The organism is Peterkaempfera bronchialis (genome assembly GCF_003258605.2).
Lineage (GTDB): Bacteria > Actinomycetota > Actinomycetes > Streptomycetales > Streptomycetaceae > Peterkaempfera > Peterkaempfera bronchialis.
In genome coordinates this window covers 4,798,184-4,812,362 of record NZ_CP031264.1, presented here as the reverse complement: position 1 = coordinate 4,812,362, position 14,179 = coordinate 4,798,184, and the positions used below count along the sequence as shown (strand labels likewise).

Here is a 14,179-nt window from a genome sequence, read left to right as displayed (position 1 = left end):
TCACCGGGACGGTCAGGACCCGCCGGCCCCGGCGACCGGGTCGGCGGCGCCCAGCAGGGCCGGGGAGGCGTAGCGCGACCAGGAGAGGCAGCCGTCGGGCGGGCAGTGCTCGGGGCGGCGCGGATCGTGCCCGAGCTCGCGCAGCTTGGTGCGGACGGAGTCGGGAGTGCGGCCGAAGCGGGCCGCTATCCGGGCGACGGTCTCGCCGCCGTGGAAGCGGCGCACCAGCTCCTCCTCGTGCTGCGGCACCCAGGGGGCGCCGTGGCCGGGGTAGAGCTCGCGCAGCACATCGCGGTCGGGGATGGGCTCGGAGACGTCGGCGACGATGGCCAGCGCCCGCAGCGCGCGGTTGAGCGCGATCCGCAGCGAGGCGACGTCCTCCACGGGCAGGCGGAGCTTGCCGGAGGCGAGCGGGGCGGCGGCCTCGCCGTCCCGCCAGCCGGTCAGGGTGAGGGTGACTTCGCGGTCGTCGTCGCTGGCCAGCTCGATGCGGAAGACCTTGTCGCCGAGCGGGAGTTCGTTGAGGTGACGGAATGCCATGTGTTGAGCCCCCAGATGTCCGTGGGACCGGCACCTTTGGAGTGCGTCCCGAACACCTCCATTGTCGCGCGCACCACTGACAACCGGCCGGTCCCGGCGGCAGGGTCAGCCCTTCTCCAGGTACTCGGCGCGGTCCTCGTCCACCAGGCTCCGAAGGGCGCTCTCCAGGTCCGGGTGGCGGGTCAGCCCGGGGTCCTCGGCGACCAGCCGGACGGCCTCCTCGCGGGCGGCGGCGATGACCTCCTCGTCCTGGAGCACGGAGAGCACCTTGAGCGAGGACTTCGCCCCGGACTGCGCCTGGCCCAGCACATCGCCCTCGCGGCGCTGCTCCAGGTCGATCCGGGAGAGCTCGAAGCCGTCCAGGGTGGCGGCCACCGCGTCCAGCCGGGCCCGGGCGGCGCTGCCTGCAGGCATGTCGCTGACCAGCAGGCAGAGGCCGGGGGCGGTGCCACGGCCGACCCGGCCGCGCAGCTGGTGCAGCTGGGAGACGCCGAAGCGGTCGGCGTCCATGATCACCATGGCGGTGGAGTTGGGCACATTGACGCCCACCTCGATCACCGTGGTGGCGACCAGCACATCCACCTCCCCGGCGGCGAAGCGGCGCATCACGTCGTCCTTGGCGTCGGGCGGCATCCTGCCGTGCAGCACCTCCACCCGCAGCCCGGCGAGCGGGCCGGCGCGAAGCTGCTCGGCGACGTCCAGCACGGCCAGCGGCGGGCGGCGCTCGTCGGAGGCGGCGCCGACGTCCTCCAGGTCCTCCTCGGCGGGCTTCCTGGCCTTCTTCCCCTTCGGTTCCTCGTCCTCGTCGCCGATCCGGGGGCAGACCACATAGGACTGGTGGCCCTTGCCGACCTCCTCGCGGACCCGCTCCCAGGCGCGGGCCAGGAAGTGCGGCTTCTCCAGCGCGGGGACGACATGCGAGGCGATCGGCGAGCGGCCGGACGGCAGCTGGTCCAGTACGGAGGTCTCCAGGTCGCCGAAGACGGTCATGGCGACCGTACGGGGAATGGGGGTGGCCGTCATCACCAGCAGATGCGGGGGCTGCCGGCCCTTGCCGCGCAGGGCGTCGCGCTGCTCCACGCCGAAGCGGTGCTGCTCGTCCACCACCACCAGGCCCAGGTCGTGGAAGCGCACCTTGTCCTCGATCAGGGCGTGGGTGCCGACCACGATCCCGGCCTCCCCGGTGACCAGGTCAAGCAGCGCCTGCCGGCGGGCGGCGGTGCCGGTGGAGCCGGTGAGCAGCACCACCTTGGTCCCCAGCTCGGACCCGCCCAGCAGGCCGCCCTCGGCGAGGTCGCCCATCATCTCCACAATGGACCGGTGGTGCTGCTGGGCCAGGACCTCGGTGGGCGCCAGCAGCACCGCCTGCCCGCCGGTGTCCACCACCGCCAGCATCGCCCGCAGGCCCACCATCGTCTTGCCCGAGCCGACCTCGCCCTGGAGGAGGCGGTGCATGGGGTGCTCCTGGGCCAGGTCGGCGAAGATCTCGGCGGAGACCTTCAGCTGGCCCTCGGTGAGGGTGAAGGGCAGCCGGGCGTCGAAGGCGTCCAGCAGGCCGCCGGCCCGGGCGGCGCGGGCGACGGCGGGCAGTGCGGAGTCGGCGGCGCGGCGGCGGGCCAGGGCGACCTGGAGGACGAACGCCTCGTCCCAGGTCAGCCGGGAGCGGGCCATCACCACATCGGCCTGGGTGCGCGGCCGGTGGATGCGCTCCAGGGCCTCGGGCAGCGGCAGCAGCTCGCGGTCCTCGCGCAGCTGCCGGGGCAGCGGATCGCCGACGCCCTCCCAGCCGGTGGCGGCCAGCGAGTCCAGGGCCACCTCCACGCACTGGGCCAGCTTCCAGCTGGGCACCTGGGCGGAGGCCGGGTAGACGGGGATGAGCCGCCCGGCGAACCGCTCGGCGGCGCCGGACTCGCCGTCCCCGTCCAGCAGCTGGTAGTCGGGATTGGCCAGCTGGCGGGTGCGCTGGAAGACGCCGACCTTGCCGGCGAAGAGGCCGCGGGCGCCGGGGCGCAGCTCCTTCTCCCGCCATGCCTGGTTGAAGAAGGTGAGGGTCAGCCGGCCGCGCCCGTCGGTGACCACCACCTCCAGCCGGTTGCCCCGGCGCTGCCGGAAGGGGATCCGGGTGACCTTCTCGATCTGTGCGACCACGGTGACGTGCTCGTCGACCTCCAGCTCGTCCAGGCTGGTCAGCTCGCCGCGCTCGGCGTAGCGGCGCGGGAAGTGGTGCAGCAGGTCGCCGGTGGTATGCAGCTTGAGGCTGTCGGCCAGCACCTTCGCGGTGCGGTCGCCGACGAGCTTCCGGAGGGGTTCATCGAACGCAGACATCGGGTCCATTCCACCTCACGCCTCGGACATCCGGGCGTCACTCCAGGCCGATCAGCAGCGGCGCGGCCTCCTGCCCGCCGTCGTAGACCACCGTGTCGACCTCGGGCCGCGACCGCCGCACATGGGCCACCAGCCGGTCGGCGAGCCGCTGCGGGACCCCCTCGCCGAGGATCAGGGTGAGCAGTTCGCCGCCGCCCGCCAGCATCCGGTCGAGCACCACCGCGCCGGTGTCCCCGAGGTCGCCGCCGATGACCGCCACATCGCCGTCGATCAGGCCGAGCACATCCCCGGCCTGGCAGACGCCGGCCATGGTCCAGGACTCGCCCTCGGCCACGGCCAGCTCGGCATAGCGGGTGGCACCGGCGGCCGAGGTCATCGAGACGACGTCCTCGTCGAAGCGCCGGCCGGCCTCGTGGACGGCCAGCGCCGCCAGCCCCTGTACCGGGGAGCGGGTGGGGATGACGGCCACCCGTATGCCCTCGCCGCGCAGCTGGTCGGCGGCGGCCCCGGCGACCGCCCGCAGCTCGGGGTCGTTGAGCAGCAGCACCACTTCGCGGGCGCCGGTGAGGCGGACGGTGGCGGCCAGTTCGGCGCTGGACGGCGGCCGGTCGGGGTCGGCGCGCAGCACGGTGGCCCCGGCCCCGGTGCAGAGCCGGGCGATCCCGGCACCGTGCACCACGGAGACCACGGCCCGGCCGGGCTGCTCGGGCGGCTCGGCCGTGCCGGTGGCCGCTCCGGTGCGGGCGGCGTCACCGAAATGGGTGATCCTGATCCGGTACGGGCGGCCTGCCTGCACGCCGGCCTCCACGGCGGCGCCGGCGTCGTCCACATGCACATGGACGTTCCACAGGCCGTCGCCGCCGACCACCACCAGCGAGTCGCCGAGTTCGGCGAGCCGGGCGCGGAGTGCGGGCAGGGCGCCGTCGGGGGCGTCCAGCAGATAGATCACCTCGAACGCCGGGTGGCTGCCGCCGCAGCCGGCGTGGTGCGCCCCGGCGGTGCAGCCCCGGACGGCCGGAGCTGCCCCGACCGCTTCGGCGGCCCCGACCGCTTCGGCGGCGCCGATCGCTTCGGTGGCGCCGATCGTCTGGGTGGCCTGGAGCGGGATCGCGTCCAGCAGGGCTTCACGGTGGCGGGGGCGGCCGGACTCCAGCGCCAGCGGGCCCATCGGGGTGTGGTCGGCCACCGCGTCCGCCAGGGCGCCGAGCACCGCCACCAGGCCGCGCCCGCCGGCGTCCACCACTCCGGCCCGGGCCAGTACGTCCAGCTGCTGCGGGGTGCGGGCCAGCGCATGGCGGGACGCCTGGTACGCGGCCTCGGCGACCTCGACCAGGCCGCCGGGGCAGTCCTGGGCGGCGTGCGCGGCGGCCGCGGCGACGGTGAGCAGGGTGCCCTCGACGGGGCGGGCGACGGCCTCGTACCCGGCGTCGGCGGCGCGGCGCAGCGCACGCCGTAGCGCGGCGGAATCCCCCGCGCCCCCGCCGTCGGCCAACGCCTCGGTCATTCCGCGCAGCAGCTGGGCGAGGATCACCCCGGAGTTGCCCCGGGCGCCGAGCAGCGCGCCCCGGGCCATCGCCCGCATGGCGGTGGCGAGGTCGGGCGCTGCGGCTGCGGCGCCGTCGGAGGGTTCGAAGAGCGGGTCGAGCGCGGCGGCGGCGGCCTCGACCGTCAGATAGAGGTTGGTGCCGGTGTCCCCGTCGGGTACGGGGTAGACGTTGAGCGCGTCGATCTCCTCGCGGGCCTGCCCGAGGGCGGCCAGAGCCAGCCGGCACCAGGTGCGTACGGCGGGAGCGTCGAGCGTGTCCGGCACCGGGTCTCCTCACTGGCGCGTGTCGGCGGGCCCCGGTTCACGGCCCGCCGCAGGGCAGGCTATCCGGGCCGGGCCCGGTGCCCGGCGGCAGCGGGTGCCCGGGTCATGGTAGTTTCGTTCTACAGCAGCGGCAGATGTATGCTGCTCCGGTTGCCCGGCCAAGTCCGGGCACCTTCTCGGTTTGGCCCAGTACCCGCATCCACGGTCCGCGGTCTTCCGGGGTTTTGGAACGTACCTGATCTGAAGTCTTTGGAGTGACTCCCGTGGCTGCCAACTGCGACGTCTGCGGCAAGGGGCCGGGCTTCGGCAACAACATCTCCCACTCGCACCGCCGCACGCGCCGTCGTTGGAACCCCAACATTCAGACGGTGCGCGCCGTGGTCGGTCGGACGCCGAAGCGGCTCAACGTCTGCACCTCGTGCATCAAGGCCGGCAAGGTCTCGCGCTGACGCGCAGGCCGGTACCCCCGGTTCGCCGGAAGGCCGGTTCACCCCTCGGGGTGGACCGGCCTTCCGCATGTCCGCACCCAGCAGCCGGTGCCCAGTAACAACGGATGCTCAGCGCCCGTCGATGCCGTGCGGGCGGCGGCCGGACCAGTCGGGTTCGACCTCGGCCCACTGCCGGGCCCAGACCCGGTCGTCACGCCGGTCCAGCGACCTGCGCGCCAGGCCCGCACCGGTCAGCGTGAAGGCGGCGGTCACAGCCAGCGCACCGGCGCCGGCGAACCAGGCGTCCGCGGTGATGTCGGCCGACGAGCGCGGCGGCCGGGTCGGCTGCCCCGAGCCGTCCACCCAGAGCTGCACCTTCGTCCCGGCGCTGGTACCGGGCGCCGCCGCCACCTGCCCGGTCCGGGCCTGGCCCGGCGGGTAGCTCCAGCGGGCCGCCACCGGTACGTCCAGCTGCTGTCCCACCCTGATCTGCGCCTGCGCCGCCGGGACCAGCGTCACCGCGGTGACCTCGTGCCGCTGCGTCCGCTGGACGGCAGCCGCCTCGCTGCCATGGCGGTAGACCAGCTGCCCGACCAGCACCGCCGGCAGCGGCGCCAGCAGCAGCAGTACCACCAGGGCGATCAGCAGCCGGGCCCGCCTGCGGTCGGTACGGCGGCAGAGCGGGTTGCGGTCGGCGCCGCAGGACTGCCGCAGGCATAGGACGACCCGTCGCAGGAGCCTGCGAACGGGCCCCTGTTCTCCGCCCCCGCCGTACGGCTGTGCTGTCCCGCCGGCCATCATCCTCGCCTCCCGAGCATGCCCCGCAGTCGCGGAGGGACGACCGATCCCGCCTGGTTCCTGTTGCCTTTCCCCGTGTACGCACCGAGCATGCGTCATGTTCGGGCCAGGCCCAGGGCTCACCAGGACTCCTACCCGACGGGGGCCTCGCCAGACCGGCCGCGCTGCCGCCAGGCGTGGTCGACCGGGCCGATGCCCGCGCCGAGCGGGAAGCCCGCCCGGATGGCGCCGGTGACGTACTCCTTGGCTGCGGCCACCGCGCCGGGGACGTCCTGCCCCTTGGCGAGTTCGGCGGCGATGGCGCTGGCCAGGGTGCAGCCGGTGCCATGGGTGTGCCGGTTGTCATACCGCTCGGAGCGGAACCAGTGCTCCTCGGACCCGTCGAAGAGCAGGTCGGCGGCGCGGCCGGGCAGATGGCCGCCCTTGACCAGCACCCAGCGCGGCCCCAGCGCCAGCACCGCCTCCGCGGCCGTGCGCATGTCCTCCTCGCCGGTCACCCGGGCGCCGGTGAGCTGGGCCACCTCGTGCAGATTGGGGGTGGCGACGGTGGCCAGCGGCAGCAGCCGCTCCCGTACGGTGGCGACCGCCTCGGCGGCCAGCAGCGCATCGCCGTGCTTGGAGACCCCGACCGGGTCCACCACCACCGGGGCGTCCACCCCGGCGAGCAGTTCGGAGACGGTCTCGACCAGGGTGACGGAGGCCAGCATGCCGGTCTTCACCGCCTGCACGCCGATGTCGTCGACCACACTGCGGAACTGCGCCCGTACCGCCTCGGCGGGCAGCTCCCAGTAGCCCTGCACCCCCAGCGAGTTCTGGGCGGTGACGGCGGTGATCACGCTCATCCCGTGCACGCCCAGGGCGAGCATCGCCTTGAGGTCGGCCTGGATGCCGGCGCCGCCTCCGGAGTCGGAGCCGGCGACGGTCAGCACCCGGGGCGGTGCCTGGTGGGAAGCGGTGATCTCTGCCATGAGGCCCAACCTACCCCTCCCCCGCAGGCCCGCTCACAGCACCGCTTCCGCCTCCAGGATGCGGTGCAGCGGCACGGTCTTGGGCTCCGCGATGGCGTCCGCCAGCGGGGCCAGCTCGACCAGGGTGCCGCGCAGCGCGGTGAACCAGTCGTAGGCGCCCTTGTGCACCGCCTCCACCGCGTGCCAGCCGAAGCGGGTGGCGAGCACCCGGTCCCGGGCGGTCGGCGGGCCGCCGCGCTGGGTGTGGCCGAGGATCACCGGCCGGGCCTCCTTGCCCAGCCAGTGCTCCAGCTCCAGGGCCAGCCGGGTGCCGATCCCGCCGAACCGGCGGTGGCCGAACTGGTCGACCGTACCGGGGTCCAGCCGCAGCGTGCCGGGGCCGGCTGGGCCCCTCGGCGACCACCACGATGGCGAACTTCTTGCGGCGGGCGAACCGCTCCTCGATCATCACGCAGACCGCCTCGATGTCGAAGGGCTTCTCCGGGAGCAGGATGGCGTGGGCGCCGCCCGCCATCCCCGCCTCCAGCGCGATCCAGCCCGCCTCCCGGCCCATCACCTCCACCACCATCACCCGCTGGTGGGACTCGGCGGTGGTCTTCAGCCGGTCGACGGCCTCGGTGGCGACGGCCACGGCGGTGTCGAAGCCGAAGGAGGCATCGGTGGCGTTGACGTCGTTGTCGATGGTCTTGGGTACGCCGACCACCGGCAGCCCGGCCTCGCAGAACAGCCGGGCCGCGGTGAAGGTGCCGTCACCGCCGATCGCGATCAGCGCGTCGATGCCCAGCCCGGCCGCCAGCGCGGGCGCCTGGGCGACCGCCTGGTGGATGCGGTGGTGCTCCACCCGGGAGGAGCCGAGCACGGTGCCGCCCCGGGTGAGCAGCCCGGTGACGTCGTCATGGCCGAGCGGCCTGCTCCGCTGCTCGATCAGCCCCAGATAGCCGTCCTCGATGCCGATGACCTCGTCGCCGTGGACGTCGACGGCGCGGTGCACCACGGAGCGGATCACCGCATTGAGGCCGGGGCAGTCGCCGCCGCTGGTCATGACACCGATGCGCATATGTCGCCAGAGCTCCCGCTCGCCGTCTCGGGGGGCGCCCGAATCCGGGCATACCACGCCAGACATACCCGAAGACGGCCCACACCCCGGGCTGGACGCGCCGGACACCCCCCCGCGCTCAGCGCCGCCCCAGGCGGAGTCCGCCCCCTCCCGCCTGACATGCGGCGTCCGGCACCGCCTAGCCGGCGAAGTGGTCCCAGCCGCCGGCCCGGTCCCAGGGGGCGCCGTCCACGGTGACCGCGCCGCCGCGACCCGGTCGCGCGGCGGACACCTCGCCGACCACCCGCCAGCGGGCGGGCAGCGGCGTCTCCGGGGGGAAGGTCGCCACGATGGCGTGGTCCTCGCCGCCGGAGAGCACCCAGACCAGCGGGTCCACGCCCACCGCCTGCCCGATGTCGGCCATCTGCGCGGGTACGTCGAAGTCGGCGGCGCGCAGATCGATGTCGACGCCGCTCGCGGTGGCGACATGCCCGAGGTCGGCGATCAGGCCGTCGCTGACGTCGATCATGGCGGTGGCGCCCAGCCGGGCCGCCGCGGGTCCTGCGTGGTAGGGCGGCTCGGGCCGCCGATGGGCCTCCACAAAGGCGCGCGGCGAGCGGAAGCCCCGGGAGAGCACCGTGTAGCCGGCCGCCGACCAGCCCAGCCAGCCGGTCACCGCGACCAGGTCGCCCGGCCGGGCGCCGGCCCGGGTCACCGGGGTACGGCCCTGGAGGTCGCCCAGGGCCGTGATGGCCAGCATCACCGTGTCGCCGCGCACCACATCGCCGCCGGCCACCCCGGCGCCGGCCACCTGGCACTCGTCGCGCAGGCCGTCCATCAGCTCGGTGGCCCAGGTGGCGGGCAGGTCGGCGGGGACGACCAGGCCGAGCAGCAGTGCGGTGGGCACCGCGCCCATGGCCGCGATGTCGGCGAGGTTCTGGGCGGCGGACTTGCGGCCCACGTCATAGGCGGTGGACCAGTCGCGGCGGAAGTGGCGGCCCTCCAGCAGGACGTCCGTGGTGGCCACGACCCGCCCGTCGGGCGCCTTCACCACGGCGGCGTCGTCGCCCGGGCCGAGGGCGACGGACGGGTTGTGCGGCAGCCGGGCGGTCAGCTCCCGAATGAGCCCGAACTCGCCGAGCTCGCCCACGGTGCCCTGCATGTGCCGTCCTTCCCTGGACCACGGATCTCGTCGAGTACGCCGCGCGGGCCGCACGGCGTGCACTCCCAGCGCGCAGCGTAGCCCCGCGCGGCGACGCGGGTCTCCCCTCGGGGCCGCACCGCACGGTAGCGTGGCGTCGAACGACGAGACGATCTCCACACCGAGCCGCCGGGAGGTCCCCCGTGGTGCAGGCATACATCCTGATCCAGACAGAGGTCGGCAAGGCGTCGGCCGTGGCCGGGACCATCTCGGACATCCCCGGGGTGATCCGGGCCGAGGACGTCACCGGGCCGTACGACGTGATCGTACGGGCCGAGGCCGAGACCGTGGACGAGCTGGGCCGCCTGGTGGTGGCCCGCATCCAGCAGGTGGAGGGCATCACCAGAACCCTGACCTGCCCGGTGGTCCATCTGTAGCGGCCTCCTATGATCGGTCGGTGACCGAATTCGCCCGGTTCCGGTTCCTTCCCGCCGGTGCCATGCCCCGCCGCATGCTGCTGCTCTCCACCGTCCTCTGTGTGCTGCTGGCGGGCGGCTTCCTGTGGTGGCGCTCCGACGGCCGGGTGCCCCCTCCGGTGCCCGACGCACGCGGCGCGGCGCTCTGCCGCGCGCTGGACCGGGCGCTGCCGCACTCCCTCCAGGGTCGGGCCCGCCGCGACCCGCAGCCCTCCTCGCCGTACACGGCGGCCTGGCGGAGCGATCCGCGCACGGTGCTGAAGTGCGGCGTACCGGTGCCGCCGGTGCTGCTGGAGCAGCGGGAACTGGACGGGGCCACGGTCAACGACGTGGACTGGCTGATCGAGAAGCTGGACGGCGGCGACTACCGCTTCACCACGGTCGAGCGGCGCACCACGGTGGAGGTCACGGTGCGGGCCGGGGCGTACGCCAACCCGACCGATGTGCTGCCGCAGCTCTCCGACGCGGTGGCGAAGACCGTGCCGTCCCGCTTCACCCAGTGAGCCCACTGCGCCCACTGAGCCCGGTGAACCCGGTGCGCCCCGGCGCGGTCAGCGCAGGCCGGTGGGGCGGCGCAGCGCCGCCTGGAGCAGCCGGTCGATCAGCTCGGGGTAGGGCACGCCGGACGCCTCCCACATCTTCGGGTAGGCCGAGATGGGGGTGAAGCCGGGCATGGTGTTGATCTCGTTGACGACCCAGCGGCCGTCCTCCAGCAGGAAGAAGTCCACCCGGGCCAGGCCCTCGCAGCCGAGCGCCTCGAAGGCGCGCACGGCCAGCTGCCGGACCCGCTCGGTCGCCTCGGCGGTGAGCCGGGCCGGTACCTCCACCTCGGAGGAGTCGATGTACTTGGCCTCGAAGTCATAGAACTCGAACTCGCCGCCGACCTTGATCTCGGCCGGCAGGCTGGCCCTCGGGCCGTCCTCGAACTCCAGCACCCCGCACTCGATCTCGCGCCCGCTCAGCCCCTCCTCCACGATCACCTTGGGGTCGTGGCGGCGGGCCTCCTCGATCGCGGCGTCCAGCTCGGAGAGGTCCTTCACCAGGGTGATGCCCATGCTGGAACCGGCCCGGCAGGGCTTGACGAAGACAGGCATCGCCAGCCCGGCGACCCGCTCGCGGGCGGCAGCGCGACCGGCCTCGGTCTCCCACTCGCGGGGGCGGACCACCGTGTACGGGCCGACCTCCAGCCCGAAGGAGTCGAAGACCCGCTTGGTGTACTCCTTGTCCATGCCGACCGCGCTGGCCAGCACCCCGGAGCCGACGTACGGCACCCCGGAGAGCTCCAGCAGGCCCTGGAGCGTGCCGTCCTCTCCCCAGGGGCCGTGCAGCAGCGGCAGCACCACGTCGACCTCGCCCAGCGCCTTGGGCACGGCGCCCGGCTCGTTCCAGACGACCTCGCGGGAGGCCGGGCTGACCGGCAGCACGACCTGGCCCTCGGCCGACTCGGCGACCTGCTCGACGCTGGGCAGCCGGCCGTCGGTGATGGCCATCCGGGACGACTCGTCGGTGGTCAGCGACCAGCGGCCGTCATGGGTGATGCCGATCGGCAGCACGTCGTAGACCGTCCGGTCGATGGCGCGCAGCACACTGCCCGCAGTGGAGACCGAGATGGCGTGCTCGGAGCTGCGCCCGCCGAAGACGAGCGCGACGCGGGGCTTGCGCCCAGGGGCGCCGCCCTCCGGGTTCGAGAAGGTCGGTTCGATGCTCATATCGAGCCCGACACTACCGTGCGGCCCGTTGGCTGTCGTGCGGGTGTGCGCCATGCGGCGGATGGGGCCGTCCGCCGGACCCGGCATCAGGTTTCGCACCGTCGGCTCCTACCGTTCGGGCTTCGCGGAGCGCGACATCAGCTCCTTGAGTACCAGCCGGGTGGGCGTGCCGTGGTGCACCACGTCCACCACCGCCTCGGTGATCGGCATCTCCACGCCGACCCGGCGGGCCAGGTCCAGCACCGACTGGCAGGACTTGACGCCCTCGGCGGTCTGGCTGGTGGCGGCGATGGTCTCGGCCACCGTCATGCCGCGCCCCAGGTTGGTACCGAAGGTGTTGTTGCGGGAGAGCGGCGAGGAGCAGGTGGCGACCAGGTCGCCCATGCCCGCCAGACCGGCGAAGGTGTACGGGTGGGCGCCCATCGCCAGGCCCAGGCGGGTGGTCTCGGCCAGGCCCCGGGTGATCAGCGACGCCTTGGCGTTGTCGCCCAGGCCCATGCCGTCGGCCATGCCGACGGCCAGCGCGATCACATTCTTCACCGCGCCGCCCAGCTCGCAGCCGACCACGTCGGTGTTGGTGTACGGGCGGAAGTAGCCGGTGTGGCAGGCCGCCTGAAGGCGCTTGGCCACGTCCTCGTCGGCGCAGGCCACCACGGAGGCGGCGGGTCGGCGGCCGGCGATCTCCGGGGCCAGGTTGGGTCCGCTGACCACGGCGACCCGGTCCGGCCCGGCGTCGGCGACCTCGGCGATCACCTCGCTCATCCGCTTGGTGGTGCCCAGCTCGATGCCCTTCATCAGGCTGACCAGGACGGTGTCCGGCTCCAGCAGCGGCGCCCAGGTCGCCAGGTTGCCGCGCAGCGTCTGCGAGGGCACCGCGAGCACGGCGAACTCCGCACCGGCGGCGGCCTCCGCCGGGTCGGCGGTGGCGGTGATCCCCGCCGGAAGGCGCACGCCCGGCAGGTAGTCGGGGTTGACATGGGTGCGGTTGACGGCGTCGGCCAGCTCGGCGCGGCGTCCCCAGAGGGTCACCTCGCAGCCGGCGTCGGCCAGCACCATGGCGAAGGCGGTACCCCAGGAGCCGGTGCCGAAGACGGCGCAGCGGGTCACTTGGCGGTCCCCTCGGCGGCGGGCTCGGCGGCGGGCTCCTCGACGGTGACCTCGGCGGCGGCTTCGGCGACGGCCTCGGCCATCGCCGCCTTGCCCGAGGCCGCGTCCACGGCAGCCTCGGCGGCCCGCTCGGCCCGGCGCTGCCTGGCGCTGCGGCGCAGGTCGAAGCGGACGGCAGGGGCCTTTTCGCCGCGCAGCTCCTCCAGCAGTGCGGTGATCGCGGCCATGATGTCCTCGGTGGCGTCGCGCAGCACCTCGGCGGTGAGGTCCTTGCCCTGATGCCGGGAGAGGTCCACCGGCGGACCGGCGACCACCGTCACCCGGTGCCGGGGGAACGGGCGGAACCGCCGGTTCCCCCGCCCGCCCTTGGCGTACGGCGGGACGATCTCCTGGGCGCCCCACTGGGCGACCGGGATCACCGGCACCCCGGTCATCAGCGCGATCCTGGCCGCGCCGCTCTTGCCGGTCATCGGCCACAGGTCGGGGTCGCGGGTGAGGGTGCCCTCGGGGTAGACGGCCACGCACTCGCCCCGCTCGGCGGCGGCGAGCGCGGCGCGGAAGGCGTGCGCGGCGTCCGTGGACTCCCGGAAGACCGGGATCTGGCCGGTGTTACGCAGCATCATGCCCACAAAAGGGATGGCGAAGAGCCCGGACTTGGCCAGGAAGCGGGGCGGCCGACCGCTGTTGTACTGGAAGTGCGCATAGGTCAGCGGGTCGAAGTAGGAGATGTGGTTCACCGCGACGACAAAGCCGCCCTCGGCCGGGAGGTGCTCCCAGCCGCGCCACTCCCGCTTGGTGAGAAGGACGAGCGGCGGCTTCGCCAGCACGGCCGTCAAGCGGTACCAGAAGCCGTATCCGGATTGAGAGCGGCGGGCCACCCCAGGTCCTCCTCTGCCTGCGCGGCCCCCTGCGGGCCGCGATTCGCTGTGCCGTTCCCCCGATCTGCCCGGCGGCGGGCCGGGAGGAAACCTCCACCGGCCCGGTGGCTGCGGCCGGACAAGTGTGTCCCGCTGCTTCGCCGGCTGTCGAGGAACCGTCCTCCGCGACCGGGCGCACGTGACGAAACGCACGTCCGGCGGGCCCTCGGCCGGAGCCCTCGGGCACCCGGCGGTACCAGAATGGCGCCGATGAACCAGGACACCGTACGCCCCTCCCCTACGGCCGGCTGCGTTCCCCCCGCCGACTGGTCCCTGGTGCTGCCGCTGAAGCCGCTGGCGGTCGCCAAGAGCCGGCTCGCTCCGCACGCGGGCGGGCTGCGCGGCGAACTGGCGCTGGCCTTCGCCCTGGACACGGTGGCGGCGGCGCTGCGCTGCCCGGCGGTGGCCCGGGTGCTGGTGGTGACCGACGATCCGCTGGCGGGGGCGGCGCTGGCTGCCGTCGGCGCCCTGGTGACTGCGGACGAGCCCGGACGGGGACTCAACGCGGCGCTGGCGTACGGCGCCGAGCAGGCCCGTCGGCGGGCGCCCGGCAGTCCGGTGGCGGCGCTCTCCGCCGACCTGCCGGCGCTGCGCGCGGACGAGTTGGCGCGGGTGCTGGCCCTGGTGCCGCTGGGCGGGCGGGCGTTCCTCGCCGACACCCCGGGGGTGGGCACCACACTGCTGGCCGCCGCGCCGGGGGTCGCGCCCGGACCGGCCTTCGGGGGCGCCTCGCGGGCACGCCACCGGGCCTCCGGCGCCCGGGAGATCGAGCTGGCGGACGTCCCCTCGGTGCGGCGGGACGTGGACACCGGGGAGGACCTGGCGGAGGCGCTGGTACTGGGGGTGGGGCCGCACACGGCGGCGGTGGCCGGTGCGTTGGCAGGCCGGGCCGGAGGGGCTGCGGACCGCCGACTACGCTGATCC

At 74.3% G+C, this 14,179-nt stretch carries 12 protein-coding genes and 2 pseudogenes; 4 read left to right on the top strand and 10 right to left on the bottom strand.

Annotated elements, in window-relative coordinates; all coding sequences use genetic code 11:
- Positions 1–12: 12 nt before the first annotated feature.
- The 3 genes from C7M71_RS21475 to C7M71_RS21465 form a co-directional block, all read right to left on the bottom strand.
- Positions 13–540, bottom strand: coding sequence for a hypothetical protein (locus C7M71_RS21475; RefSeq protein ID WP_111492986.1), 528 nt, complete (start codon positions 538–540; stop codon positions 13–15).
- 105 nt (positions 541–645) lie between these two features.
- Positions 646–2,865, bottom strand: coding sequence for an ATP-dependent DNA helicase RecG (gene recG, locus C7M71_RS21470; protein WP_111492992.1), 2,220 nt, complete (start codon positions 2,863–2,865; stop codon positions 646–648).
- A gap of 37 nt (positions 2,866–2,902) precedes the next feature.
- Complete coding sequence (locus C7M71_RS21465) at positions 2,903–4,675, bottom strand: DAK2 domain-containing protein (protein ID WP_114914480.1); 1,773 nt, start codon at positions 4,673–4,675, stop codon at positions 2,903–2,905.
- 263 nt (positions 4,676–4,938) lie between these two features.
- On the opposite strand from C7M71_RS21465, the pseudogene rpmB reads away from it, so the two are divergent.
- Positions 4,939–5,049 (top strand): annotated as a pseudogene (rpmB, locus tag C7M71_RS33365) (50S ribosomal protein L28); the annotation flags it as partial.
- A gap of 183 nt (positions 5,050–5,232) precedes the next feature.
- Here rpmB and C7M71_RS21455 read toward each other — a convergent pair.
- The 4 genes and pseudogenes from C7M71_RS21455 to C7M71_RS21440 form a co-directional block, all read right to left on the bottom strand.
- The gene (locus tag C7M71_RS21455) at positions 5,233–5,901 is read right to left on the bottom strand and encodes an Rv1733c family protein (protein WP_162824326.1); all 669 of its coding nucleotides are present in this window, start codon (positions 5,899–5,901) and stop codon (positions 5,233–5,235) included.
- A 131-nt stretch (positions 5,902–6,032) separates the two neighbouring features.
- Positions 6,033–6,869, bottom strand: coding sequence for a bifunctional hydroxymethylpyrimidine kinase/phosphomethylpyrimidine kinase (thiD, locus tag C7M71_RS21450; protein ID WP_111491168.1), 837 nt, complete (start codon positions 6,867–6,869; stop codon positions 6,033–6,035).
- A 33-nt stretch (positions 6,870–6,902) separates the two neighbouring features.
- Positions 6,903–7,926, bottom strand: a pseudogene (locus tag C7M71_RS21445) (ATP-dependent 6-phosphofructokinase).
- A 178-nt stretch (positions 7,927–8,104) separates the two neighbouring features.
- Complete coding sequence (locus C7M71_RS21440) at positions 8,105–9,067, bottom strand: thiamine-phosphate kinase (protein WP_111491166.1); 963 nt, start codon at positions 9,065–9,067, stop codon at positions 8,105–8,107.
- 182 nt (positions 9,068–9,249) lie between these two features.
- Between C7M71_RS21440 and C7M71_RS21435 the strand changes: the two genes are divergently transcribed.
- Positions 9,250–9,483, top strand: a complete 234-nt coding sequence (locus C7M71_RS21435) for an Lrp/AsnC family transcriptional regulator (RefSeq protein ID WP_111491165.1) — start codon at positions 9,250–9,252, stop codon at positions 9,481–9,483.
- A gap of 20 nt (positions 9,484–9,503) precedes the next feature.
- Positions 9,504–10,025 (top strand): DUF3515 domain-containing protein, encoded by a 522-nt coding sequence (locus C7M71_RS21430; protein WP_111491164.1) that lies wholly within the window; start codon positions 9,504–9,506, stop codon positions 10,023–10,025.
- A gap of 48 nt (positions 10,026–10,073) precedes the next feature.
- On the opposite strand, the gene C7M71_RS21425 is transcribed toward C7M71_RS21430, so the two are convergent.
- From C7M71_RS21425 to C7M71_RS21415, 3 genes are all read right to left on the bottom strand, one after another.
- A complete protein-coding gene (locus tag C7M71_RS21425; RefSeq protein WP_111491163.1) occupies positions 10,074–11,231 on the bottom strand; it encodes a D-alanine--D-alanine ligase family protein in 1,158 nt (385 codons plus the stop codon).
- A gap of 108 nt (positions 11,232–11,339) precedes the next feature.
- The gene (locus C7M71_RS21420; protein WP_111491162.1) at positions 11,340–12,338 is read right to left on the bottom strand and encodes an NAD(P)H-dependent glycerol-3-phosphate dehydrogenase; all 999 of its coding nucleotides are present in this window, start codon (positions 12,336–12,338) and stop codon (positions 11,340–11,342) included.
- A complete protein-coding gene (locus C7M71_RS21415) occupies positions 12,335–13,216 on the bottom strand; it encodes a lysophospholipid acyltransferase family protein (protein WP_111491161.1) in 882 nt (293 codons plus the stop codon). The genes C7M71_RS21420 and C7M71_RS21415 overlap by 4 nt, the downstream gene beginning before the upstream one ends.
- A gap of 249 nt (positions 13,217–13,465) precedes the next feature.
- Here C7M71_RS21415 and cofC point away from each other — a divergent pair, with 249 nt between their 5' ends.
- A complete protein-coding gene (gene cofC / locus C7M71_RS21410; protein WP_111491172.1) occupies positions 13,466–14,176 on the top strand; it encodes a 2-phospho-L-lactate guanylyltransferase in 711 nt (236 codons plus the stop codon).
- Positions 14,177–14,179 lie beyond the last annotated feature (3 nt).

Bases quoted from the DNA above. Each gene is read 5' to 3' on its own strand.
- C7M71_RS21425 (WP_111491163.1), bottom strand. From the start codon at position 11,231: ATGAGCATCGAACCGACCTTCTCGAACCCGGAGGGCGGCGCCCCTGGG.
- thiD (WP_111491168.1), bottom strand. From the start codon at position 6,869: ATGGCAGAGATCACCGCTTCCCACCAGGCACCGCCCCGGGTGCTGACC.
- recG (WP_111492992.1), bottom strand. From the start codon at position 2,865: ATGTCTGCGTTCGATGAACCCCTCCGGAAGCTCGTCGGCGACCGCACC.
- C7M71_RS21440 (WP_111491166.1), bottom strand. From the start codon at position 9,067: ATGCAGGGCACCGTGGGCGAGCTCGGCGAGTTCGGGCTCATTCGGGAG.
- C7M71_RS21475 (WP_111492986.1), bottom strand. From the start codon at position 540: ATGGCATTCCGTCACCTCAACGAACTCCCGCTCGGCGACAAGGTCTTC.
- cofC (WP_111491172.1), top strand. From the start codon at position 13,466: ATGAACCAGGACACCGTACGCCCCTCCCCTACGGCCGGCTGCGTTCCC.
- C7M71_RS21455 (WP_162824326.1), bottom strand. From the start codon at position 5,901: ATGGCCGGCGGGACAGCACAGCCGTACGGCGGGGGCGGAGAACAGGGG.